Here is a 22,974-nt window from a genome sequence, read left to right as displayed (position 1 = left end):
CAGGCAGGCGCCGGGGGAGCGGCGCGCGAACGGCGGGAACACCGCCGTCGTGCGCCGCTCCTGCGGTAGGATGACTGCTATGCGCGGCATCCTCCTGCTTCGATAGCCGCTTGCAGCATGGGTCCAATCGGGTCCCAAGCAGCAAGCGGCGGCCCCTCCATGTCGAGGGGCTTTTGTGTGTCAGGGGCAGGGAAGCAGGCGGACGCCTGGACGAAGAGACAAGTGGAGAGAAGCACGGTGAGCGAAGAGCAGGTCGCTGAACAGTCGACTGGGGCGGCGTACAGCTTTGCCGCGATGGAGGCCAAATGGCCTGCGGTGTGGGATGAGCTGGGCGTCTTCGCCCCCAAGGACGATGGCAGCCGCGAGCGCCGCTACGTGCTCGACATGTTCCCGTACCCCTCCGGCGACCTCCATATGGGCCATGCCGAGGCCTTCGCGATGGGCGACGTCGTGGCACGCTACTGGCGCCTCCGCGGATTCGATGTGCTCCACCCCATCGGATGGGACTCCTTCGGCCTTCCCGCCGAGAACGCCGCGATCAAGCGCAACGCGCACCCGGCTGAGTGGACGTATGCGAACATCGAGACCCAGGCAGCCTCATTCAAGCGGTATGCCCTGAGCCTGGACTGGTCCCGCCGGCTTCAGACCTCCGACCCCGAGTACTACCGGTGGACGCAGTGGCTGTTCCTGCGGTTCTATGAGCGTGGCCTCGCCTATCGCAAGAACCACCCCGTCAACTGGTGTCCCAAGGACCAGACCGTGTTGGCGAACGAGCAGGTCGTCAACGGGGCGTGCGAGCGCTGCGGGACGCCGGTGACGAAGAAGGCACTGAACCAGTGGTACTTCAGGATCACGGATTACGCTGAGCGGCTCCTGAACGACATGACTGAGCTCGAGGGCCACTGGCCAGAGCGCGTGCTGGCCATGCAGCGCAATTGGATTGGCCGTTCCGAGGGAGCGCACGTGCAGTTCGTGGTCGAGGGCACCGACGCCAAGCCCCAGCACGAAGTCACCGTTTTCACCACCCGCCCGGACACCCTCTACGGCGCAACCTTCTTCGTGGTGGCGGCCGATTCCGACCTTGCCGCCGACCTTGTCGCGCCAGAGCAGGCGCAGGCGTTGGCGGACTACCAGGACAGGGTGAAGGCGCTGAGCGAGGTCGAGCGCCAGAACACTGACCGGGAGAAGACCGGCGTGTTCCTGGGCCGCTACGCGGTCAATCCGCTCAGCGGGGAGAAGCTCCCCGTCTGGGCGGCCGACTACGTGCTGGCCGATTACGGCACAGGCGCGATCATGGCGGTGCCGGCCCACGATCAACGTGACCTCGACTTCGCCCGGGCGTTCGGGCTTCCCGTGCGCGCCGTCCTTGACACCGGCGAGGACGACCCGGCGGTGTCCGGAATCGCGACAAGCGGCGAGGGGACCATCGTGAACTCGGGCCCCTTGGACGGCTTGAGCAAGGCGGAGGGCATCAGCAAGGCGATCGAGATCGTCGAGGCCGCCGGGACCGGCGAGGGCACCGTCAACTACCGCCTGCGCGATTGGCTCCTGTCCCGACAGCGGTTCTGGGGTGCGCCCATCCCCATCATCCACTGCGATGTGGACGGGGAAGTGCCCGTGCCCGACGACCAGCTCCCGGTGCGACTCCCGGATGACCTGCGCGGCGAGCAGTTGGCGCCGAAGGGCACCTCCCCGCTGGCGGCGGCCGAGCACTGGGTCAACGTCACCTGCCCCCGCTGCGGACGTCCCGCCAAGCGGGACACCGACACGATGGACACCTTCGTCGACTCCTCGTGGTACTACCTCCGTTATCTTTCCCCCAACTACACCGAGGGCCCGTTTGATCCGGATGCAGCCAAGAACTGGATGCCGGTCGCGCAGTACGTGGGCGGCGTCGAGCACGCGATCCTGCACCTTCTCTACAGCCGGTTCTTCACCAAGGTCATCAAGGACATGGGCCTCATCGAGGCAGACGAGCCGTTCGCCGCGCTCATGAACCAGGGCCAAGTGCTCAACGGTGGCAAGGCCATGAGCAAGTCCCTGGGCAACGGCGTGGACCTTGGTGAGCAGTTGGACACCTTCGGCGTAGACGCCGTGCGCCTGACCATGGTGTTCGCCTCCCCTCCGGAGGACGACGTCGACTGGGCAGACGTTTCGCCCTCGGGCTCGGCCAAGTTCCTCGCCCGGGCGTGGCGTGTGGCGCAGGACGTCAAGAGCGCTCCCGGGAGTGACCCTGCGTCCGGGGACCGGGCCCTGCGGGCCACCACCCACAGGGCCATCGCCGAGTCGGAAGAGCTGCTAGACGCCCACAAGTTCAATGTCGTTGTGGCCAAGGCCATGGAATTGGTCAATGCGACGCGCAAGGCGATCGACAGCGGCCCGGGAGGCGGGGACCCCGCCGTGCGCGAGGCAGCAGAGACCGTGGCAATCATCCTGAGCCTGTTCGCGCCCTACACGGCGGAGGACATGTGGGCCGCTCTTGGCCGTGAGGCTTCGGTGGCGAACGCCCAATGGCCGCAGCACGATCCGTCGCTCACCGTCGAGGAGACCGTGACTGCTGTGGTGCAGGTTGCCGGCAAGGTGCGCGACCGCCTCGAGGTCACCCCCGACATCACGGAGGAGAACCTGCGGGAGCTTGCGCTCGCGTCAGGGAATGTCCAGCGGATCCTCGACGGCCGTGGCGTACGGACCGTGATCGTGCGGACGCCGAAGCTGGTCAATATCGTCCCGGCGTGATGCGGGCGGCGATCGATGGCTGAGGACAGCGAACTGCCGGCCCTCGCATGGCTTCGTCGCCGCTGGGGCATGCTCCGCCCAGGGCATGTCCCAGCGGCGTCGACCCCGCCGCGTCCAAGGGTGGCCGTCGTGACCGATTCGGCCGCGGGCCTTCCCGAGGAATGGGCGGAGGAGTTCGAGCATGCCGGCTGTTTCGCGAGCGTCGTCCTGCCCGTGATGGCGGGGGACGAGATCTTCACGGACGGCCAGGACGTGGACACTCCGCTCAGCCTTGCCCTCGCCTCGGGGCGGCAGGTGCGTACGTCCAGGCCAGCACCGGGTCAGTTCGAACGCGTTTTCCGAGGCTTCGAGCGGGCAGGCTTCGAAGGTATCGTCTCACTGCATCTCTCCGGGAGGCTCTCGGGAACAGCCGACGCCGCAAGGGTTGCCGCGGAGCGGGTGGACATCCCGGTCGATGTCGTGGATTCGCACACTGCCGGTATGGCACTGGGCTTCGCAGTGCGGGCCGCCGTGCTCACCGCCGCGCAAGGGGCACCCACGGCGGATGTGCGAAGGGCCGCGGACGACCGCCTCGCCGGGGCCGAGGTCCTGTTCTATGTGCCGAGCCTCGAGCAGCTCCGGCGAGGAGGGCGCATCGGCGCGGCGGCATCGCTCGTGGGCGCGATGCTGGCCATCAAGCCGATCCTGACGCTGAAGGACGGCCTGATCGTGCCGCTGGAGCGGATCCGGACTGCGGCCAAGGCCCTCCCTCGGCTGAGGGAGCTCGCGGTGGGCCGAGCGGCGTCCCTTCGCGCACCCGCGGTCGCGGTCCACTATTTCGGCAACCGGCCCGAAGCGGAACGGTTCGCTGCCGACGTCGCGGGGGATCTCGGGCTGGCCGTCCAGGACGTCGTCCTCTCGCCCCTGCCTGCGGTCCTCGCCGCGCACACCGGGCTGGGCGTCCTTGCCGTGGTCATCGCGTCCAGCCTGGAACCGGCCCAGAACCTGCGGACGCAGTGAGGTGACATCCCCTCCACAGGCCTCGCACGTCGATGTGTCCTCCACATAGCGCGTCCATTGATCGCACGCAGCGGCTCTCACATGCGAGCGTTGGCCCATGGTGTGGTCCAGGCGCGAAGCCCTCAGCCGGCGGCAGGAGGCCCGCCATCGTTGGGACACCCTTTTCTCCGCGTCGCCCGGCAGTGATGAGGGGCTGCTTGACCTCCCGAGGGCGGAACCGGCCCCGCACTCGACGACTGCCGGACCGGAAGAGATGGACTCGGCGACAGAACCGGGGGCCGAGCGTCCTGGGCCCGAGGCTGCCCGCAGAGAACGTACGCCGAGACTCGCAGTGTCCCTGAGGCTTGCGATGGTCATCGCCGTCCTGTTGGCGGCCGCGTGCGCAGTGTGGTGGTGGATCGCTGACACGACCCAACCGGCCGTCCACGCGGTGTCCGCCGTCCCTGAAGCGAGAGGCAGGGCGTCCGAGACGCCGACGGAACGGTCCAGTACCCCCACCGGGGCCGCCGGAACCGGCCTCACCGTCCACGTGGTGGGCGCGGTCGCGGCGCCCGGCGTGTACCACCTCGCGCCGGGTGCGCGTGTGCACGAGGCAGTGGCCGCGGCTGGCGGCGCCACGGCGGAGGCTCAGGTCGACCGCCTCAACCTCGCAGCGCCTGTCGAAGACGGTATCCGAATCAGAGTCCCGATGTCCGGCGAGCCTGAGAGCCCAGAGACCGGAAGCCAGGGGCCACTGCCCTCGAGCACGTCAGCGGCCGGGGGCAAGATGCCAGCAGGCGGCGCATCGGCCGGCAGGGTCAACATCAACACCGCCACCGCTGAGGAACTCGGCAGCCTGCCCCGGGTCGGTCCTGTGCTGGCGCAGCGAATTGTCGACTACCGCAACGCCCACGGGCGTTTCGCGGCACCGGAAGACCTCGACGCCGTCAGCGGGGTCGGGCCGAAGATGCTCGAGTCCCTCCTTCCGTTGGTGACGGCCCGATGACCCGCCGCGATCCCGACTCCGCCCGGACTTCTGCAGTCGACGGACGACGGCTCGCCTGGAATCGCTACCGCGACGCCGCCGTGGGCGGTGCGATGCCTCTGCCCGATGGTGAGCGGCCCGCGAACACCTCCCCGCTGCTCAGGCTCGGGGCCTCCCGCTGGTTTGCCGCCGACCCAGCCGCTCGTCGGGCCGCGAGCGGTCGGTGGAGAGACCTGCGGCTTGTCCCACTCGGTGCGGCGGCGTGGATCGGGGCTGCGTTGGCCCCGCTCCTCACCCCGCCCGTCGCCGGGTACGCCGCCCTCGCATTGGCCGTCGCCGCGACCGCCTGTGTCGCCGCCCTCGCGGCAGCCACCGGCGTCGCCCTCCATGTACGCGACATGCGATCGGGCGGGGTGCGGGACACTGCCGGCCGCAACCCGCGTTGGCCTGTGGCTTCCACCCTCGTGGTGTGCGCCTCGCTGTCCTTCCTTGCCGGGCTGACTGCCGGTGCCGGGCACGGGGCGGCGGCGCACGCGGGCCCGGTAGGCAGTCTGCTCGTCGATGGGGGACCGACCACCGCGACCGTCCAGATCACAGGCGAGCCCAGCGCTCAGAGACCGGGAGGCACCTTCAGCTCAGGGCCGCATTTCGCCGCACCCGTCCGGCTTGTGCATGCGACCAGTGCGGGCCAGGCATTCACGGCATCGGTCACGCTTCGGCTCATAGGCGGCGCTGAGGTGGAACGCCTTCGGACCGGCACGACTGTCATGGTGGCAGGACGCATTGTCCCTGCCGCACATCCGGGCAGCGCGGCGCTGCTGAAGGTGACGGGTCATCCCCGCGTCGTCGATTCCGATCGCGCACGGGAGCTGATTGGTGATCTCCGCGCGTCGCTGCGCGAGTCGGCCCAATGGATGTGGACGGACGCGGCAGGTCTCCTCCCCGGCATCACTGTGGGTGACACGAGCGCCTTGCCGGCTGACCTGGAGGACGCCATGCGCGACGTCGGACTCGGGCACCTTACGGCCGTGAGCGGGGCAAACTTCACGCTGTTGTTGGGTGCGGTGCTCTTGGGGCTCAGGGCCATGCGTGCATCGCGCTTGGCTGCGGCGCTCGGGTGCGCCGCGGCCCTGCTGGCGTTCACGATCATTGTGGGACCTGAGCCGAGCGTCGTCCGCGCTGCCGCGATGGGCGCCGTCGGGCTCATCGCCCTCCTGAGCGGGCGCGCGGGGCGCAGCTGCTCGGCGGTGTCCGCGGCTGTCCTCGTCCTCGTGCTGCTCGACCCTCCGCTCGCGCTGAGCATGGGCTTCCTCCTCTCGGTCGCAGCGACCCTCGGGATCTCCCTCATCGGTCCTGCACTCACCCAGGTCCTCGCGACGCGGCTCCCCGGATGGTGCGCCATGGTGCTCGCCGTGCCGCTGTCTGCCCAGCTCACGTGCGGGCCGCTCATCGTGCTCATCCAGCCTTCGTTCCTGACGCTCTCCCTCGCCGCGAATCTCGCGGTCGCACCGTTCGTGCCGTTCGCTACCGTTGCCGGAACGCTCGCGCTCGCCACCTGTTCGTGGTGCCCGCCGGCAGCGTTTCTCGCCACCGCTGTCGGGGGGACCGCCGCGCAGGCGGTTGCTGACGTCGCAAGGATCCTGGCATCGCTGCCCGGTGCTACCCTGCCGTGGCCCGAGGGAGTGGGAGGAGCCGCCGCCATGATGGGAGTATCGGCACTGAACGCAGGCTTTCTGTGCGCCATCCTGCTTCCCTCCGTCCGGCTCGCGGTCCTCACGGCCTGCCTCCTGCCCGTGCACAGGCTTCGTTCGGCACTCGTCCCGGTCCGCAGATTGGGCCGCGCACGTTCCCGTGGGAGAGTGGACGGGTGACGAGTCAGGCGACAGCAGGCGGCCGGCCATGACGCCCGCCGCACGGACATCCCGCTCCGGCGGGGCGCGAGGATCAGCCGCGACGGGCTCTGGGACGGTGGACTGGCGGGACGCGGCGCCTGCGCCCGTGGTCCTCGTCGTCGGACTAGAGGACTACATCTCGGCACGCGCCATGGATACGATCCGGGCCAAGGCGCGTGCGACGAGCCCCGATCTGGAGGTCATGCGCCTCGATGCCGGGGGATACTCCGGCGGCGAGCTCCTCATGGCGGCGTCACCCTCCCTCTTCGGGGAGAACAAGCTCATCGAGGTCCACGGGCTCGAGTCGATGAGCGAGGACTTCCTCCGCGATGCCCTCGCCTACACCGCCAGCCCGGAACGGGACGTCGTCCTCGTGCTGCGCCATTCAGGAGGGGCGAGGGGAAAGAAGCTCCTCGATGCCGTGCGGGCCTCGGGTGCGCCCGTCATCGACTGCCAGCCTCTGAAGAGGGATGCGGACAAGGCGGCCTTCGTGGCCGCAGAGTTCCGGGGGAGCGGACGCCGGATCGAGAGGGATGCGGTCGACGCGCTGGTTGCGGCGGTCGGGAGCAGCCTGGCCGAGCTCGCGGCAGCCTGCGCGCAGCTGCGGCTCGACGCCTCCTCGACCGTGGATGCTGCGACGGTCGAGAAGTACTACGGAGGCCGGGTCGAGGCCACGGCCTTCAAGGTGGCGGATGCGGCATTGGGCGGCCAGAAGGCAAAGGCCCTTTCCGCCTTCCGCCATGCTCTTGAGACCGGCGTCGACCCCGTTCCGATGGTCGCGGCCATCGCCTCCAAGCTCAGGACGCTCGCGAAGGTCGCCGGCGCTCGAGGCTCCGCGCAGAGCATTGCCCGGGATCTCGGCATGCAGCCATGGCTCGTCGAACAGGCGCAGCGGGACATCCGCGGCTGGACCGCCCAGAGCCTTGCCAAAGCCATCCGGGCGGTCGCCGAGGCTGACGCCGAGGTCAAGGGGCTTTCGCGGGATCCGGCGTACGCGGTCGAGCGAGCCCTCGGGATCGTGAGTTCCGCGGCCCGCGCCCGCTGAAAGTCGAAAGAGGGACGAAAAAGGCCGGGGCCGGCACCCGGAAATCGGATGCCGGCCCCGGCCGCGGGAAACCGTGGGTCAGGCGAGCTTGCCGACCTTCTTCGCGATGCCGGCCTTGCGGTTCGCGGCCTGGTTCTTGTGGATGACGCCCTTGCTCACGGCCTTGTCGAGCTTCTTGCTCGCGTGGGCCAGAGCGGACACAGCGGCGTCCTTGTCGGTGGAGACGACGGCGGCGTTGACGGCCCGGATGGCCGTCTTCAGCTCGGACTTCACCGCCATGTTGCGCTGACGAGCCTTCTCATTGGTGAGAATGCGCTTCTTCTGGGACTTGATGTTTGCCACGTATGGAACTCTCTTGTTAAAGCCAACAGGGTCTAGAGGGCATCGGACCGACCATCGACTGAGCGGCGTGGGGATGCCTATGGCAGCCGGTCGTCAGTGCCCGCCGACCTGCACGGACACACAGCTGTCAATGGTAGCAGACTGGCGTGACGCGGAGGGTCATCATTGCCATCCTCGGCGAGTCCGCAGCCCGGACGCCACGAGATCGAACCGCGCCCGCGCGAGGACAGCACCCTCACGGCGAACCGCACGTGGGTCAATCTGGAGCACACGGTCTATCCTCACCTCGCTGGGCCGTCGTTGCGGATCCCAGTCGCCCGTGCCGATGTCAATGTAGTCGGCCTGCCGTGCCCGCCCATCGTGGTCCCTGCTCGTGAGCATCAGGGCCAGGAGGGCTGAAGCATGCCGGCCCACGATGAGCACCGGACGGTCTTTGCCCTGTGAGTGGTCCTCCTCATAGGGCACCCAGGTCCATACAATCTCGCCCGGATCAGCCTCCCCATCCGGGTCCGGGCGGTACTCGACTGTGGCCTTGCCCGTGAAGTCGCCCGCATAGCGCCCAGGCAACCGCTCGCCGTCGTGCGCCGGAAGCGGCGTTGCCCGCCCCTTGAGGCGCGGCTCGGTGCCCAGGGCGGAGCGAACGGCGGAGACGAACCGGGAGGCGAGACTGCGCAGCATGAGGACAGCCTATGGGAGACTAGGAAGTCAGCATTCCCCGCAAGGACAGTGAGGACCTTCCACCGTGTCTCCCATGGCCCGCACCGCGCCGGTGCCTGCCGCGACGGATCCGTCGATCATCCGCAACTTCTGCATCATTGCGCACATCGACCACGGCAAGTCGACGCTCGCGGACAGGATGCTGCAGTTCACCGGGATCGTTCAGCCGCGCGACATGAAGGCGCAGTACCTCGACCGCATGGACATCGAGCGCGAACGCGGCATCACCATCAAGTCCCAGGCAGTGCGCATGCCGTGGGAGGTCGGCGGCACGGCCTACGCGCTGAACATGATCGACACACCCGGCCACGTCGACTTCACCTACGAGGTGTCGCGTTCGCTTGCCGCCTGCGAGGGAGCTATCCTGCTCGTCGACGCCGCACAGGGCATCGAGGCCCAGACCCTCGCGAACCTGTACCTCGCGATGGAGAACGACCTCACGATCATCCCCGTACTGAACAAGATCGACCTCCCGGCGGCTCAGCCTGAGAAGTACGCGGCCGAACTCGCCAGCCTGATCGGGGGTGATCCAGATGACGTGCTGCGCGTCTCCGGCAAGACGGGCATGGGCGTTGAGGGCCTGCTCGACCGGATCGTCGCGGACATCCCGGCTCCCGTGGGCGACGCTAACGCGCCGGCGCGCGCGATGATCTTCGACTCGGTCTACGACACGTATCGCGGTGTGGTGACCTATGTGCGCGTGGTCGACGGTTCGCTCAATCCACGCGAACGCATCCAGATGATGTCCACGAAAGCCAGCCACGAGCTCCTGGAGATCGGCGTGAGCTCCCCGGAGCCGACCCCCTCGAGGGGCCTCGGAGTCGGTGAGGTGGGCTACCTCATCACCGGGGTGAAGGACGTCCGCCTCTCCAAGGTCGGCGATACCGTCACCAACCTCGCCAAGCCCGCCACCGAATCTCTCCCCGGCTATGCCGACGCCAAGCCCATGGTGTTCTCCGGCCTGTATCCGTTGGACGGCACCGACTACCCGGTGCTCCGGGACGCGTTGGAGAAGCTCATGCTCAATGATGCGGCCCTCGTCTACGTGCCGGAAACGTCGGCGGCGCTGGGCTTCGGCTTCAGGGTGGGCTTCCTGGGCCTGCTGCATATGGAAATCACCCGCGAGCGGCTCGAGCGCGAGTACAAGCTGGACCTGATCTCCACCGCACCCAACGTCGAATACGAGGTAACGCTCGAGGACAAGTCGATTGTCCACGTCACCAATCCCAGTGAGTTCCCGGCCGGGAAGATCACTCAGGTCCGCGAGCCGATGGTCTCCGCCACCATCCTTGCGCCGAACGAGTTTGTCGGCGCCATCATGGAGCTGTGCCAGAGCCGACGCGGCGTCATGGGAGGCATGGACTACCTTTCCGAGGACAGGGTGGAAATTCATTACCGCCTGCCGCTGGCTGAAATCGTCTTTGACTTCTTCGACATCCTCAAGTCCAAGACGCGCGGGTACGGGTCGCTCGACTGGAAGTCCGACGGCGAGCAGACCGCCGACCTTGTCAAGGTGGACATCATGCTCCAGGGCGAGCAGGTCGATGCCTTCTCCGCCATCACCCATCGGGACAAGGCCTACGCCTACGGTGTGATGATGACGGGCAAATTGAGGGAACTCATTCCGAGGCAACAGTTCGAGGTACCGATCCAGGCGGCGATCGGGTCCCGGATCATTGCCCGGGAGAGCATCCGCGCCATCCGCAAGGACGTGCTCGCCAAGTGCTATGGCGGTGACATCACGCGCAAGCGCAAGCTGCTCGCGAAGCAGAAGGAAGGCAAGAAGCGCATGAAGATGGTGGGCCGCGTCGAGGTGCCGCAGGAGGCCTTCATCGCCGCGCTCACCACAGACGAGTCGAAAGACTCGAAGGACCGAGCGAAGAAGTAGCCATGCCGAGCGCACTCCCTCTCGGGGATCCGGCGCCGGCCGACGGCGTCCTGCCGCCCCAGGCTGCCGAAGGCGCCGCGGGCAGGAGCTTCTCGCTGTACGCGCACATCCCCTTCTGCTCGGTCCGGTGCGGATACTGCGACTTCAACACGTACACCGCGACCGAACTCGGCGGCGGCGCCTCGCAGGCAAACTACGCGGCCACGGCGGCATCTGAGGTGGGCTTCGCGGCCGGTGTACTGGAGGCGTCCGGCGTGCCTCGCCGTCGTCTGTCCACGGTCTTCTTCGGCGGTGGGACGCCCACACTGCTGCCCGCCGGAGACCTCGCCTCGATCCTCGCTGCGGCAGTGGCGGAATGGGGCCTTGAGCCCGGCGCCGAGGTGACCACCGAGGCGAACCCGGACTCGGTGACGCCCCAGTCGCTGCGGACCCTCGCGGACGCCGGATTCACCCGGGTGTCCTTCGGCATGCAGTCGGCCGTCCCGCATGTGCTCAGGGTCCTCGACAGGACTCACACGCCGAGCCGGGTGCCGGAGGCCGTCCACTGGGCCCGCGAGGCGGGCCTCGACGTGAGCCTTGATCTCATCTACGGCACCCCGGGGGAGAGCCTCGCGGACTGGCGAACGTCGCTCGACGCGGCCTTGGCGTGCGAGCCCGACCACGTGAGCGCCTACGCGCTGATTGTTGAGGAAGGCACCAAGCTCTCGGCCCAGATCCGCCGGGGCGAGGTCCCCGACGTCGACGACGATGACCACGCCGAGAAGTACGAGCTCGCGGACGCCGTGCTCACCGAGGCGGGATTCCACTGGTACGAGGTGAGCAACTGGGCTCGGGGAGCGTCCACCGGCCGGGAGGGCGCGCGATTCGAATGCGCCCACAATCTCGCGTACTGGAACGGCGGCGACTGGTGGGGTGTCGGCCCCGGAGCTCATTCCCATGTCGGTGGAGTGCGCTGGTGGAACGTCAAGCACCCGACTGCCTATGCAGGCAGGATCGGATTGGGCGCGTCGCCGGCCGCGGGACGCGAGACGCTCGACGGCGCAACGCGTCACGTGGAGCGCGTCCTTCTGACGATTCGCCTTGCCACCGGACTGGCCACGGCGGATCTCGATCCGGCCGGGCGCGCGGCCGTCGCCGGACTCATTGCGGACGGGCTCGTCGAGGGGCTGGCCGCGCTCCGGGGGCGCCTCGTGCTCACGCTGCGGGGGCGGCTCCTGGCTGATGCAGTGGTTCGGCGCCTTCTGCCCTGAGGCGGAACCCTACGCGATCAAGCGGAGGTTGTAGGGGTAGCGGTACGGCTGACCGCGATTGACCTGGATGCCGGCAATCACGGAGTACACGGTGATCGCGAGCCAGATGAGCGTGGCGAGGACCGAGAAGACGCTCCCCACGAAGGGAACGAACCCCAAGAAATTGAGCAGGATCGCCCCGACTGTGGGCGGGAGCGTGAAGTTGAGTGCCTCCTTGGACTCCTGCGCGGTGAACGGGCCGCGGTCCTTGAAGACCAGATAGATCAGCAGCGAGGGGACGAAGCCTAGAATTCCCCCGAAGTGCGCGAGGGTAGCCCACTGGCGGTCCTCTGACGCGGTAAGCGGCGCTTGGCCGGTGTCGCCGCGATCAGAGGGATCGCGGTCACGTCGGTACTGCGGATAGTCGGCCACTGGGAAGTCCTTGCCTCTGGTTTCGATCGGGCGTGAATGAGAAGCCCTCCCAGAATATCCAAGGATTGCAGTTCACGCGGTCAGGAAGTCAATGACCTCCTCAACGCGCCCCAAGAGGGAGGGTTCGAGGTCAGCGTAGGTGCGCACCGCACCCAGGAGCTTCTGCCAGCCCAGGCCGATGTCCTCGGCGCCCGAGCGAGGCCAGCCCAGGGCCTTCAGGACTCCGGTCTTCCAATCCATTCCGCGCGGTACCGAAGGCCAAGCGGGGATGCCGAGCGTGGAGGGCTTGATCGCCTGCCACACGTCCACATACGGGTGCCCCACGATGAGCACGTTCCCTGCGGCGCCCGGGGTCGCCACCGCCTCCGCGACGATGCGTGACTCCTTGGAGCCCTTGACAAGGTGGTCCACGAGGATCCCGAGCTTCCGCTGGGGGCTCGGGCCGAAGTCGGAGACCGCGGATGCGAGGCCATCGATGCCATGGAGAGGCTCCACGACGATGCCCTCCACGCGCAGGTCGTCTCCCCACACCTTCTCGACGAGTTCGGCGTCGTGCTTGCCCTCGACCCAGATGCGGCTTGCCTTGGCCACCTGCGCGCGCATGCCCTCAACCCGAACAGAGCCGGACGCCGTGCGGATCGGAACTGCAGGCGCCTTCCGGACAGCGGGAGGGCCGACCCGGACCGGGCGGCCGTCGATGAGGAATCCGAACCCGAGCGGGAATGAGCGGGAGCGTCCATTGCGGTCCTCGAGGCTCATCACATGCATGCCGCCGGACTTCTCGACGCGGGTTACGGCCCCTACCCAGCCGGTCTCAGCATCCTCGAGGACGAGCCCCCTCTCGACGGGGACCACCGGGAGCTCGGTTCTGGCCGGGGCAGCGAGCTCGGCTGGTCCCCACGCGTCATAGGAGAGTCGGTCCACCCGTGGCATGCTACGCGGCGCGGCCGGCTCCCTTGGAGTGCCGCGCCGTGTCGGAAGGCACAGGACGAGTCCGCCCACTCGAGGCGAAGGCATAATAGACTTGGCACTTGGTCCGGGTGAGTGCTAACACGCGTGCGGTGTTGTGGCCTTGCCAACAGGAGGTGTGATGAACGAGCCCCGCAAACTCGATGTGCTGCGGGCCATTGTGGAGGACTATGTCCATTTCCGTGAGCCCGTCGGGTCCAAGGCGCTCGTCGAGCGCCACCAGCTCGGTGTCTCGAGCGCCACGATCCGCAACGACATGGCGGCCCTTGAGGACGATGGGCTCATCACCGCCCCGCATACGAGTGCGGGACGAGTGCCCACGGACAAGGGCTACCGCGTCTTCGTCGACCATCTGGCCGCGGTCCGGCCGCTGTCCTCGGCGGAGAAGCAGGCGATCCAGACCCTGCTGGACGGCGCCGAGGATCTCGACGACGTCCTGGAGCGTACCGTACGGCTGCTTTCCCAGCTGACGAACCAGGTCGCCGTCGTGCAGTACCCCCAGCTGGGCCGAGCGCGCGTGCGTCATGTCGAAGCGGTGTCCCTGGCCCCCCGGCAGATTCTCCTAGTCCTGATCGCAGACACGGGCACGGTCGAGCAGCGCGTCCACACGGTGGGCGAGGACGTGGACCGCGACAGGCTCGCCTACTTGCGCCAGCGCTTCCTCGAGGGGCTCAACGGAACCTCTGTGGCGCGTGTCCCGGTCGCCGCGGCGGAGGTCGTGGCCGCCCTTCCCCCGCAGGACCAGCGCCTCGGCGCAGAGCTCGCGCAAGGCCTCGGCATACTCGCCGAGTCGAGCCGCGAGGACCGCATGGTCATGGCAGGCACCGCCTATCTGGCCCGCTCCAACAGTGACTTTTTGCAGAGCATCTCGCCCGTCCTCGAAGCGCTCGAAGAGCAGGTCGTCCTGCTCCGCCTCCTGTCGGAGATGGCCAGCGATCCCCGTGGTGTCACCGTGACGATCGGCCGGGAGAATCCATACGTGAGCCTCACCGAGACGTCTGTCGTCGCGACGGGGTACGGGCAGGATGACGGTGCGAAGGTGGGCGTCCTGGGCCCGACTCGAATGGACTATCCGGCGACCATGGCGGCGGTCAGGGCGGTGGCCCGCTACCTGTCCAAGATCATCGCCGGCAGCTGAGCAACAGAAAGAGAATCGTGAGCAGTCACTACGAAACCCTTGGTGTCCCGAGCGACGCGACCCCAGAGGAGATCAAGAAGGCCTACAAGAAGCTCGCCCGCAAGCTGCACCCGGACATCAATCCCGGGGAGGACGCGGCTGAGCAGTTCAAGACCGTGACGCATGCGTATGAGGTCCTCTCGGATCCCGCCAAGCGCCGGGTGTACGACACGACGGGCAACGAGAACGGCACCGACAACGGCTACCCCGGCGCCTACAACGGTGCAGGGTTCGCGTTCCAGGACATCTTTGAGACGTTCTTCGGCGGCGGGGCGGCGCAGTCCGGGCCCGCCTCGCGCGTGCGGCGCGGACAGGATGCCCTGATCGCGGTGCGGATCGAGCTCAAGGACGCGGTGTTCGGCGTCAACAAGAAGCTCGAGGTCGATACGGCGGTCATGTGCGAGCGCTGTGGGGGCTCGTGCTGTGAGCCGGGCACCGAGCCGGTGCGGTGCAGCGTGTGCGGCGGCGCAGGCCATATCCAGCGTCCCGTGCGCTCGATCCTCGGCCAGGTCATGACCATGGCCACATGCCCCAGCTGCCAAGGATTCGGCACTGAGATTCCCAGCCCGTGCAACGAGTGCGGCGGCGAGGGCCGCGTGCGCAGCCGGCGCTCCCTCACAGTGAAGATCCCCGCGGGCGTCTCGACCGGCACGCGCATCCAACTCGCGGGCCAGGGCGAGGCCGGGACGGCTGGTGGCCCGTCCGGCGACCTTTATGTCGAGATCCGTGTCGCGTCCCACTCGATGTTCAGCCGTGAGGGAGACGACCTGCACGCGACTCTGAGCGTGCCGATGACCGCGGCCGCACTCGGTGCGGACTTGACCCTCGAGACGTTCGACGGCGAGCAGCAGGTCACGCTGCGCCCCGGAAGCCAGTCTGGCGACGTCGTGACCCTCCAAGGCCTCGGCGTCACCCGGCTGCGCGGCATGGGCCGCGGGGACCTGCTGGTCCATGTCAAGGTCGAGACGCCGACGAAGCTCGACGCCGAGCAGGAAGAACTCCTGCGCCAGCTCGCCAAGCTCCGGGGTGAGCAGGTCGGGGAGGGCAAGCTGGTGGGCAGCGGGGGCGTGTTCGCGAAGCTGCGCGACAGGCTCGGCAACCTCTGACATGTCCCGGCCCCTCTTCTATGTGCCCGCCGGCTCGCTTGACGGCGCTGTCCCCGGCGCCGTCGTGACGGTCGAGGGCGCGGAGGGCCGCCACGCTGTCACGGTCAGACGGCTCACTGTGGGGGAGGGGGTCGATCTGGCCGACGGCGCCGGAGTGCGCGCTGTCGGGATCGTGTCCCGCGCCGAGGGCTCCCTGCTCGGCGTCCTGGTCGAGAACGTGTGTCGGGAGAAGGCCCCGCCGTTCCGCTTGGTCCTCGTCCAGGCGCTCGCCAAGGGGGACCGGGACGAGCTCGCGGTAGAGACGGCCACCGAGCTCGGTGTGGATGCCGTCGTCCCATGGCAGGCGGAGCGTTCCATCGTGAGGTGGAAGGCCGAACGCGCCGACAAGGGCCTCGCCAAGTGGCGCTCGGTGGTGCTCGCCGCGGCGAAGCAGGCGCGCCGCGCGACCGTCCCCCCAGTGGAGGCACCCCACGACGGCGCCCGGCTGGTTCGTAGGATTGAGGCGGCGCGCCTCGCCGTCGTGCTCCACGAGGAGGCGACGGAGCCGCTCTCGGCGGTGCTCGATGCCATCACCGCTCAGTCTGCTCCCGCTGCCGAACCGACACCGGCGACGGGCGAGATCCTGTTCATCGTCGGTCCCGAGGGCGGCATCAGCCCTGCGGAGTTGGAGCGCTTCAGGTCTGCCGGTGCCCGAGTCGCATTGCTGGGACCGCACGTGCTGCGGTCGTCGACTGCTGGACCGGCCGCCCTCGCCCTCGCCGGAGACCGGTTGGGGCGATGGCGAGGCCGGGACGGAACTCTTACCCCTTGACGGTGAAGATCCTGGAGTCCCACGCGCTCGTGCTCGACGTGACTGGTGCCGAGGGATCGTCGGAGGGCAGGATCCTCAGCTCATAGTCGCCCGGCGGAAGGTTCACTGAGAACGTGAACTCGCCGACATGGCCCGGGGCGCTGCCGGAGCTCACCGAGCCGCTGACGTAGCTGGACTTGGTCCCCTGCCCCTCGCGGCGCAGGATCTGCCACGCGAAAGGCCTGTCCGGCGCCGTGGCCCGTCCGAACACCTTGAGGGCCCCGGTGACCTCGCTGGCCTCCTGCGGGTCGATGATCCACACGGGAGCAACCATCGTGGGGTCCCGTTGCATGAGCTGGCCGAGCTGGACACGCTGGAACGCCAGCTGTGATGTCCGTCCATCGACGAGGAGCATGACCGAAGTGGGCTGGCCGGCATCGACGAGGCCGGAACTCGCCGCGGCAGCCGTCGCGGTATAGACGAGCTGCTGGACGGCGAGCTGAGCCGTAGGCTCATCGACTCCGGTGTTGAACGCGTCCGCGGAGACGTCGACCGTGATGTAGTTGCGGCCGGAAACGGATGCGGCGAGCTTCTTGGGCGGCTGCCACGGGGTGAAGTAGTGGGGGTCCAAGGGCTTCTGCGACATCATGATCCGCAGCGCGGTGGCGATGGGGTTGTCCCTGTTGTTGTCGGTGTCTCGGAACTCGCGGTACAGGTATACGCCGTCCCGAGCCTTGCCGAGCCAGTACACCGGTGCCTTGGCCGAGCTCTGGGACGTCTCGAGCGGCGCCGAAGTCTGGGTACTTCCGTTCGAGGGGCCGGCCGTGGATCCAGCCGCGATGCTCGGCTGGGGCGTACCCGTCGCGGTGCAGGCAGCGAGCCCCGGGCCTGCGGCGAGGAGCAGGGCGCCGACGAACAAGGCTGAAGCGGCTGAAGACCGTTGCCGGGTCCTCGGCCATGCCTGCCTTGCTCGATGTCGCATAGCTCCTTTTTCTCATCAGCGCGCGGCTTGGTTGCCCGGCGTCCTGCCCGGGCCATCGTCCAGCTTGGCACAGTGTCACAGTGTGCGGGCGGCGCTGGGCGAACTGTTTCCCAAGTGATGCACGATTGATATTTTCAACGACATTCCGCGGCGAACCCTCAGCGAGTGGATCGGACGCCGGGCAGTAGGATGGAGCCGGTAGCCGTGCCACTCCAGCCCATCCACGGCGAGCCACCGACAAGGAGAGATCTGCCCGTGACAGCGGAGTTCCCGCACACCACCCCGGCAGCGCGCACTGAAGTCCTGCACTTCGGTTCGAGCGAGGAAATGGTCCGGATACTGGGGCCCCATGACGAGGCGCTTCGGTACATCGAGGAGCAGTTCCCCTCGGTCTCCATCCACGTGCGGGGCAACGAGCTCACGATCGTTGGGCCGCCCGCCGAAGCGCCGCACATCCGCCGCCTCTTCGAGGAAGTCGCTGCGATAGCTGCCAGCGGCGCCACTGTCACGACTGCCTCGCTCGAGCAGCTCGTGGCGATGCTGCGCACGCAGACCGTTGCGAACCCCTCCGACGTGCTGACCCACAACATCCTCTCGAGCCGTGGCCGCACGATCCGACCGAAGACGGCCAACCAGAAGGAATACGTCGACGCGATCGACGCCAACACGGTTATCTTCGGCATTGGCCCTGCTGGAACGGGCAAGACGTACCTGGCCATGGCCAAGGCCGTGCAGGCCTTGCAGCACAAGGACGTGAGCCGCATCATCCTCACGCGCCCGGCTGTCGAGGCGGGGGAGCGCCTCGGCTTCCTCCCTGGCACCCTCAGCGACAAGATCGATCCGTACCTGCGTCCGTTGTACGACGCCCTGCACGACATGATGGACCCCGAGTCGATCCCGCGCCTCATGGCGGCCGGCACGATCGAAGTAGCACCGCTCGCGTATATGCGCGGCCGCACGCTCAATGATGCGTTCATCATCCTCGACGAGGCTCAGAACACCACGCCTGAGCAGATGAAGATGTTCCTCACGCGCTTGGGATTCGGCTCGAAGATGGTCGTCACAGGGGACATCACCCAGGTCGACCTGCCCTCAGGAACAGCCTCCGGCCTGCGGATCGTGCAGCAGATACTGCAGGGCGTCGAGGACGTGAGCTTCTGTGTCCTGGATGCCTCAGATGTGGTGCGCCACCGGCTTGTAAGCGACATCGTCGATGCTTACGGACGGTGGGATGTCACCGAGCGCGCCAAGCAGGAGCGGCGCCGCGAGCGTGCCGCGCGTCAGCACGAGGCCGGCACCGCGTCCGCAGCAGGGCCCGAGTCTAAGCTGGGATCGTGAGCATCGAAGTCAACAACGAATCGGGTCTGGGCGTCGACGCCGAAGCCCTCGTCCGCCTCGGCCGGTTCGTGTTCGAGCGCCTGTGGCTGCATCCCCAGACTGAGCTGTCGATCCTGCTGGTCGACGAGGAAGCGATGGAGCGCCTTCACCTCGAGCTCATGGATGAGCCCGGGCCCACCGACGTCCTCTCGGTGCCGATGGACGAGCTCACTCCCGGAGCCCCTGGCAGGCCGACTCCCCAGGGGATGCTCGGGGACATCGCTATCTGCCCGCAGGTCGCGGCCCAGCAGGCCCAGCGCGGCGGGCACTCGGCCGATGACGAAGTACTGCTCCTCGCCACGCACGGGCTCCTCCACCTTCTGGGCTTCGACCACACCGAACCCGAAGAGCGCGAGGAGATGTTCACACTGCAGCGCGAGCTGCTCACCGAGTTCCTCGGACGCCCGGCACCGAGCGAGACGGTGGCGTGACCACAGCACTCCTGCTCATCCTCGCCCTCATCTTCGTCGCGCTGGCCGGGTTCCTCTCGGCGGCCGAGGCGGCTTTTGCCTTCCTGCCTCGGCACGATGCCGAAGAACGGGTCGAAACAGGCCGGGCCCCTTCCCTCGCCAAGATCCTCGCGGACCCAGTTCCGCACATCCATGCCACGCGTTTCTGGCGCATCTGGTTCGAGACGGCTGCCGCCGTCGCGGTGGCGGTCCTCGTCCACAGCTGGCTCGACAGTGTCTGGCTCGCCGGCCTCGCGGCGACCTTCGTCATGGCTCTCATAGGCTTCCTCCTTGTCGGCGTGTCCCCGCGCCAGCTGGGCAGGCAACACGCGCTCCCGATCGCGGCGGCTGCCGCGCCTCTCGTCGAGGGCCTCCGCGCAATCCTCGGCCCGGTGCCCGGTTGGCTCGTCCGGCTCGGCAGTGCCGCGACGGGAACTGACCCCGAGCACGAGGAAGCCACGTACACGTCGACCGAGCTGCGCGAATTCGTCGAACGTTCAAGCGACACCGAGGACCTCGAGGATGAGCAGGCCGAGCTCCTGCAGTCGGTGTTCGAGCTCGGCGAGACACTCGTGCGTGCTGTCATGGTCCCGCGGACGGATATCATCGCGATCGAATCCGGTTCGACGCTCAGGCAGGCGATGTCCCTATTCCTGCGCTCAGGCTGCTCGCGGGTGCCAGTGTTCCGGGAGAGCCTCGACGACGTCACGGGCATCCTGTACCTCAAGGACGTCGCTGCGAGGATCCACGAGGACGCCGCGGCCGGCGAAGAGGCCGTCGACCCGCTCGCCCGCGAGCCACGATTCGTCCCGGAGTCCAAGCCCGTGGACGATCTGCTCAAGGAGCTTCAGCGGGAGTACATCCACCTCGCGATCGTGGTGGACGAGTACGGTGGAACCGCCGGCCTCGTGACGCTCGAAGACCTCATCGAAGAGCTCGTGGGGGAGATCGTCGACGAGTATGACGACGACGAGGCGGAGTCCGTCGATCTGGGTGACGGCCGGTTCCGGGTCACCGCGCGGATGAGCCTGGACGATCTCGGCGAACTGTTCGACGTCGACCTCGAGGACGACGAGGTCGAGACGGTAGGCGGCCTCCTCGCCAAAGGCCTGGGACGCGTGCCCATCGTGGGCAGCAGCGCTGCGGTCCACGGCATCAGGCTCACGGCGGAGCGGCGCGTAGGCCGCAGGAACCGCATCACCCACATCCTGGCCGAGCGTGCAGAGGCGCCCACGGCACCCGAGAAGACCGATCAGACAGGGAGCACTCATGGCTGACACCGACAAAGGGCTGGCCGCCCCCAATTACCGTGCCGGATTCGCCGTACTCGTCGGACGCCCGAACGCGGGGAAGTCAACGCTGACCAATGCCCTCGTGGGCCAGAAGGTCGCCATCACATCGGCGAAGCCGCAGACCACGCGCCATACCATCCGGGGGATTGTCCACCGTAGTGACGGCCAGCTCATCCTCGTCGACACGCCTGGGCTGCACCGCCCGCGCACCCTTCTGGGCCAGCGCCTCAACGATCTCGTTGCTGAAACGCTGTCCGAAGTCGATGTGATCGGCTTCTGCATCCCGGCCAACGAGCGGATCGGGCCAGGGGACAGATTCATCGCCAACAAGCTGGCGGGCGTTCCACGCAAGCCGATTGTTGCACTTGTGACTAAGGCGGACCTCGTGAACCGTGCGCAGCTCACGGAGCAGCTCGTGGCGGTTGACGCCCTCGGCCGCGAGGCGTTCGGAGGAGAGGGCTTCGCCGACGTGGTGCCGGTCTCCGCCCAGGACGGGTACCAGGTGTCGACGGTCGAGGATGTCCTCATCGACCACATGCCGCCGTCCCCGCCGCTCTACCCCGACGGCGAGCTCACGGATGAGCCTGAGGCGGTCATGGTGGCCGAACTCATCCGCGAGGCGGCACTTGAGGGTGTGCGGGATGAGCTTCCCCACTCGCTCGCCGTCGTGGTCGAGGAGATCGTGCCACGTGAGGGCCGCAGCGAGGACAATCCGCTCGTGGACGTCCGGGTCAATCTCTTCGTGGAACGGCCTTCGCAGAAGGCCATCATCATCGGCAAGGGAGGTTCCCGCCTGCGTGAGGTTGGGTCCACGGCGAGGCGGGGCATTGAGGCGCTGCTAGGGACCCGGATTTACCTGGACCTGCATGTCAAGGTTGCGAAAGACTGGCAGCGCGACCCCAAGCAGCTCGGCAAGCTCGGCTTCTAGACCTCGCTGTGGACCGCCCACAGCGACCTCTCAGCACGGGCGGTTACGATAGGGTGACCTTGAATCGTTCGCAGGAAGGCCCCCCTTGGCTCGACGTGCTGACGCCGCGCCCGCGGTGCACCGCAACACAGTGCGCCGAAGCGGCGTTCATCATGTCCGTCCCGACGGTTCGATGCCCGTGCGCCATGGGCGCGCGGCGGGTGCTCGACGCTTCGGCCTGAAGATCGCCGGCGGTATTGTCGCCCTCGTGCTCGTGGCGGTCTTGGCATTTGCCGGCTACTGGTTGATCAGACTCGGGACCAACCTCCGCCAGGCGCCACTCTCAGCGGGGAACACCACCGCCGATGCCTCGAACGATGCAACGGATCGTCTTCAGATCCTCATCATGGGCACCGACACCCGGGACGGTGCCAACAGTGAGTACGGCTCGCAGGCGGACAGCAGCGGTTATGGCAACTCCGACGTCATGATCCTCATGGACATCTCCGAGGACAACAAGCAGATCTCCATGACGAGCTTCCCGCGTGACCTCATGGTCCCCATCCCCGCATGCACGGACCCGAAGACCCACAAGGCGTTCCCCGCCCAGAATCCCGGCCAGTTGAATTCAGCCATGGAGGAGGCCGGCCCCGGCTGCCTCTTGGACGCGATCAACAAGATCACCGGTCTGACCATTGACCACTTCCTCCTCGCAGACTTCAACGCAGTGAAGGAGCTCTCCAACACGATCGGCGGCGTCGACGTGTGCGTCAACGCGGCCATCGACGATCCTGCGGCGGGGCTCAAGCTCAACGCAGGCACGAATACCGTCCAGGGCGAGCAGGCCCTGGCATTCCTTCGCAGCCGGCACGGGGTCGGTGATGGCAGCGACCTTTCCCGCATCAAGTCACAACAGGCGTTCCTCGCCTCGCTGGCACGGAAGGTCCGCTCTGACGGGACCCTCACGAACGTCCCCAAGATGCTCTCGATCGCGGATACGATCACCAAGAACCTCACTGTCGACTCCGGTCTCGCCAACCCGCAGTCTCTGACCACCATCGGCAACCGCCTCAAGAATGTGGACCTGCCGAAGGTCGCCTTCGTGACGGTGCCGTGGGCGCAGTACGCTCCGGATCCGGCGCGCATCCAGCTCAAGGAGCCGGACGCGGAGGGTCTCTTCCAAGCGATGCGGGAGGGGCGCGACCTCACGGCTCCGCCCTCCGCCAGCGCGTCCCCGAGCGCGTCGCCTGCAGGCACCGCCCCGAGCACGGTGCCTGCACCGGTCGCCGCGCCCACCGCTGCCTACGCCAAGGCGGCCCAGCCGGTCTCGGTCGCAAATGGCTCTGCGGCCCCCGGCCGGGCCCAGGAGCTCGTGAAGCTCCTCGCGTCCGCGGGGTTCACGCAGACCTCCGCATTCGCCGCCGCCCCGGCCGACTCCACCACGGTGTACTACAGCGCAGGGTTCGAGGATGTGGCGAAGGACATCGCCGCGCAGTTCAACCTGCCCGCCGCCCAGATCCAGCCCTCGCGCGCGATCTACGGCGTCCAGCTCCTCGCCGGCGCTGACTTCGCCTCGGGTGAGAAGTACACCCCGAAGGTACCGGACAACATCGTGTCGCAGACCGCCGAGCAGCAGACGTGCCAGGCGGCCTTCGGCCAGTAGCGGCCGCGGCGTACAGAG

The 22,974-nt window shown here is 67.8% G+C and carries 20 protein-coding genes; 15 read left to right on the top strand and 5 right to left on the bottom strand.

Features of this window, described 5'->3' with window-relative positions; genetic code table 11:
• Positions 1 to 159 precede the first annotated feature (159 nt).
• From leuS to holA, 5 genes are all read left to right on the top strand, one after another.
• Positions 160 to 2,736, top strand: a complete 2,577-nt coding sequence (gene leuS, locus LF262_RS01630) for a leucine--tRNA ligase (protein WP_372462731.1) — start codon at positions 160 to 162, stop codon at positions 2,734 to 2,736.
• Positions 2,737 to 2,865: 129 nt separating this feature from the next.
• Complete coding sequence (locus tag LF262_RS01625) at positions 2,866 to 3,735, top strand: DegV family protein (protein WP_235778550.1); 870 nt, start codon at positions 2,866 to 2,868, stop codon at positions 3,733 to 3,735.
• 331 nt (positions 3,736 to 4,066) lie between these two features.
• Positions 4,067 to 4,720, top strand: a complete 654-nt coding sequence (locus LF262_RS01620) for a ComEA family DNA-binding protein (RefSeq protein WP_235778549.1) — start codon at positions 4,067 to 4,069, stop codon at positions 4,718 to 4,720.
• On the top strand, positions 4,717 to 6,570 hold the full coding sequence (locus LF262_RS01615; RefSeq protein ID WP_235778548.1) for a ComEC/Rec2 family competence protein: 1,854 nt from the start codon (positions 4,717 to 4,719) through the stop codon (positions 6,568 to 6,570). The genes LF262_RS01620 and LF262_RS01615 overlap by 4 nt, the downstream gene beginning before the upstream one ends.
• A gap of 28 nt (positions 6,571 to 6,598) precedes the next feature.
• Positions 6,599 to 7,636, top strand: coding sequence for a DNA polymerase III subunit delta (gene holA / locus LF262_RS01610; protein WP_235778547.1), 1,038 nt, complete (start codon positions 6,599 to 6,601; stop codon positions 7,634 to 7,636).
• A 78-nt stretch (positions 7,637 to 7,714) separates the two neighbouring features.
• Here holA and rpsT read toward each other — a convergent pair whose 3' ends face one another.
• Positions 7,715 to 7,978: a 30S ribosomal protein S20 gene (rpsT, locus tag LF262_RS01605; RefSeq protein ID WP_235778546.1), complete on the bottom strand. Its 264-nt coding sequence runs from the start codon at positions 7,976 to 7,978 to the stop codon at positions 7,715 to 7,717.
• Positions 7,979 to 8,140: 162 nt separating this feature from the next.
• A complete protein-coding gene (locus LF262_RS01600) occupies positions 8,141 to 8,656 on the bottom strand; it encodes a type II toxin-antitoxin system PemK/MazF family toxin (RefSeq protein WP_235778545.1) in 516 nt (171 codons plus the stop codon).
• 64 nt (positions 8,657 to 8,720) lie between these two features.
• On the opposite strand from LF262_RS01600, the gene lepA reads away from it, so the two are divergent.
• Together lepA and hemW are read left to right on the top strand one after the other, a co-directional pair.
• Positions 8,721 to 10,583: a translation elongation factor 4 gene (gene lepA / locus LF262_RS01595; protein WP_235778544.1), complete on the top strand. Its 1,863-nt coding sequence runs from the start codon at positions 8,721 to 8,723 to the stop codon at positions 10,581 to 10,583.
• 2 nt (positions 10,584 to 10,585) lie between these two features.
• Positions 10,586 to 11,833 (top strand): radical SAM family heme chaperone HemW, encoded by a 1,248-nt coding sequence (gene hemW, locus LF262_RS01590; protein ID WP_235778543.1) that lies wholly within the window; start codon positions 10,586 to 10,588, stop codon positions 11,831 to 11,833.
• A 9-nt stretch (positions 11,834 to 11,842) separates the two neighbouring features.
• Here hemW and LF262_RS01585 read toward each other — a convergent pair whose 3' ends face one another.
• Positions 11,843 to 12,271 (bottom strand): DUF4870 domain-containing protein, encoded by a 429-nt coding sequence (locus LF262_RS01585; protein WP_372462730.1) that lies wholly within the window; start codon positions 12,269 to 12,271, stop codon positions 11,843 to 11,845.
• Between the two features lie 45 nt (positions 12,272 to 12,316).
• Entirely contained in the window at positions 12,317 to 13,168 is an 852-nt protein-coding gene (locus LF262_RS01580; protein ID WP_235778541.1) for a DUF3097 domain-containing protein, read from the bottom strand.
• Positions 13,169 to 13,334: 166 nt separating this feature from the next.
• Between LF262_RS01580 and hrcA the strand changes: the two genes are divergently transcribed.
• From hrcA to LF262_RS01565, 3 genes are read left to right on the top strand one after another with little or no spacing between them, the layout of a single operon-like run.
• A complete protein-coding gene (hrcA, locus tag LF262_RS01575) occupies positions 13,335 to 14,351 on the top strand; it encodes a heat-inducible transcriptional repressor HrcA (RefSeq protein ID WP_235778540.1) in 1,017 nt (338 codons plus the stop codon).
• 17 nt (positions 14,352 to 14,368) lie between these two features.
• On the top strand, positions 14,369 to 15,496 hold the full coding sequence (gene dnaJ / locus LF262_RS01570; RefSeq protein ID WP_235778539.1) for a molecular chaperone DnaJ: 1,128 nt from the start codon (positions 14,369 to 14,371) through the stop codon (positions 15,494 to 15,496).
• Position 15,497: 1 nt separating this feature from the next.
• Positions 15,498 to 16,307, top strand: coding sequence for a 16S rRNA (uracil(1498)-N(3))-methyltransferase (locus LF262_RS01565; protein WP_235778538.1), 810 nt, complete (start codon positions 15,498 to 15,500; stop codon positions 16,305 to 16,307).
• Here LF262_RS01565 and LF262_RS01560 read toward each other — a convergent pair.
• Positions 16,297 to 17,205 carry a GerMN domain-containing protein gene (locus tag LF262_RS01560; RefSeq protein WP_235778537.1) on the bottom strand — a complete coding sequence of 303 codons (909 nt, stop codon included), beginning with the start codon at positions 17,203 to 17,205 and terminating at the stop codon, positions 16,297 to 16,299. The genes LF262_RS01565 and LF262_RS01560 overlap by 11 nt on opposite strands.
• 252 nt (positions 17,206 to 17,457) lie before the next feature.
• On the opposite strand from LF262_RS01560, the gene LF262_RS01555 reads away from it, so the two are divergent.
• The 5 genes from LF262_RS01555 (at position 17,458) to LF262_RS01535 (ending at position 22,956) form a co-directional block, all read left to right on the top strand.
• The gene (locus LF262_RS01555) at positions 17,458 to 18,606 is read left to right on the top strand and encodes a PhoH family protein (protein ID WP_372462729.1); all 1,149 of its coding nucleotides are present in this window, start codon (positions 17,458 to 17,460) and stop codon (positions 18,604 to 18,606) included.
• Positions 18,603 to 19,076: an rRNA maturation RNase YbeY gene (gene ybeY / locus LF262_RS01550; RefSeq protein WP_235778535.1), complete on the top strand. Its 474-nt coding sequence runs from the start codon at positions 18,603 to 18,605 to the stop codon at positions 19,074 to 19,076. The genes LF262_RS01555 and ybeY overlap by 4 nt, the downstream gene beginning before the upstream one ends.
• Positions 19,073 to 20,371 carry a hemolysin family protein gene (locus tag LF262_RS01545; RefSeq protein WP_235778534.1) on the top strand — a complete coding sequence of 433 codons (1,299 nt, stop codon included), beginning with the start codon at positions 19,073 to 19,075 and terminating at the stop codon, positions 20,369 to 20,371. The genes ybeY and LF262_RS01545 overlap by 4 nt, the downstream gene beginning before the upstream one ends.
• Positions 20,364 to 21,314, top strand: coding sequence for a GTPase Era (gene era, locus LF262_RS01540; RefSeq protein WP_235778533.1), 951 nt, complete (start codon positions 20,364 to 20,366; stop codon positions 21,312 to 21,314). Before LF262_RS01545 ends, era begins: the two co-directional genes overlap by 8 nt.
• 85 nt (positions 21,315 to 21,399) lie before the next feature.
• Entirely contained in the window at positions 21,400 to 22,956 is a 1,557-nt protein-coding gene (locus tag LF262_RS01535; RefSeq protein WP_235778532.1) for an LCP family protein, read from the top strand.
• Positions 22,957 to 22,974 lie beyond the last annotated feature (18 nt).

Source organism: Sinomonas notoginsengisoli (assembly GCF_021554725.1).
Taxonomy (GTDB): domain Bacteria; phylum Actinomycetota; class Actinomycetes; order Actinomycetales; family Micrococcaceae; genus Sinomonas; species Sinomonas notoginsengisoli.
The sequence above is the reverse complement of the archived record's forward strand: the minus strand, read 5'-3'. Positions and strand labels throughout refer to the sequence as shown.

Excerpts from the sequence above, each read along its gene's own strand:
- leuS (WP_372462731.1), top strand. The coding sequence starts at position 160 with ATGTCGAGGGGCTTTTGTGTGTCAGGGGCAGGGAAGCAGGCGGACGCC.
- LF262_RS01615 (WP_235778548.1), top strand. The coding sequence starts at position 4,717 with ATGACCCGCCGCGATCCCGACTCCGCCCGGACTTCTGCAGTCGACGGA.
- holA (WP_235778547.1), top strand. The coding sequence starts at position 6,599 with ATGACGCCCGCCGCACGGACATCCCGCTCCGGCGGGGCGCGAGGATCA.
- LF262_RS01600 (WP_235778545.1), bottom strand. The coding sequence starts at position 8,656 with ATGCTGCGCAGTCTCGCCTCCCGGTTCGTCTCCGCCGTTCGCTCCGCC.
- hemW (WP_235778543.1), top strand. The coding sequence starts at position 10,586 with ATGCCGAGCGCACTCCCTCTCGGGGATCCGGCGCCGGCCGACGGCGTC.
- hrcA (WP_235778540.1), top strand. The coding sequence starts at position 13,335 with ATGAACGAGCCCCGCAAACTCGATGTGCTGCGGGCCATTGTGGAGGAC.
- LF262_RS01565 (WP_235778538.1), top strand. The coding sequence starts at position 15,498 with ATGTCCCGGCCCCTCTTCTATGTGCCCGCCGGCTCGCTTGACGGCGCT.
- LF262_RS01555 (WP_372462729.1), top strand. The coding sequence starts at position 17,458 with ATGGAGCCGGTAGCCGTGCCACTCCAGCCCATCCACGGCGAGCCACCG.
- era (WP_235778533.1), top strand. The coding sequence starts at position 20,364 with ATGGCTGACACCGACAAAGGGCTGGCCGCCCCCAATTACCGTGCCGGA.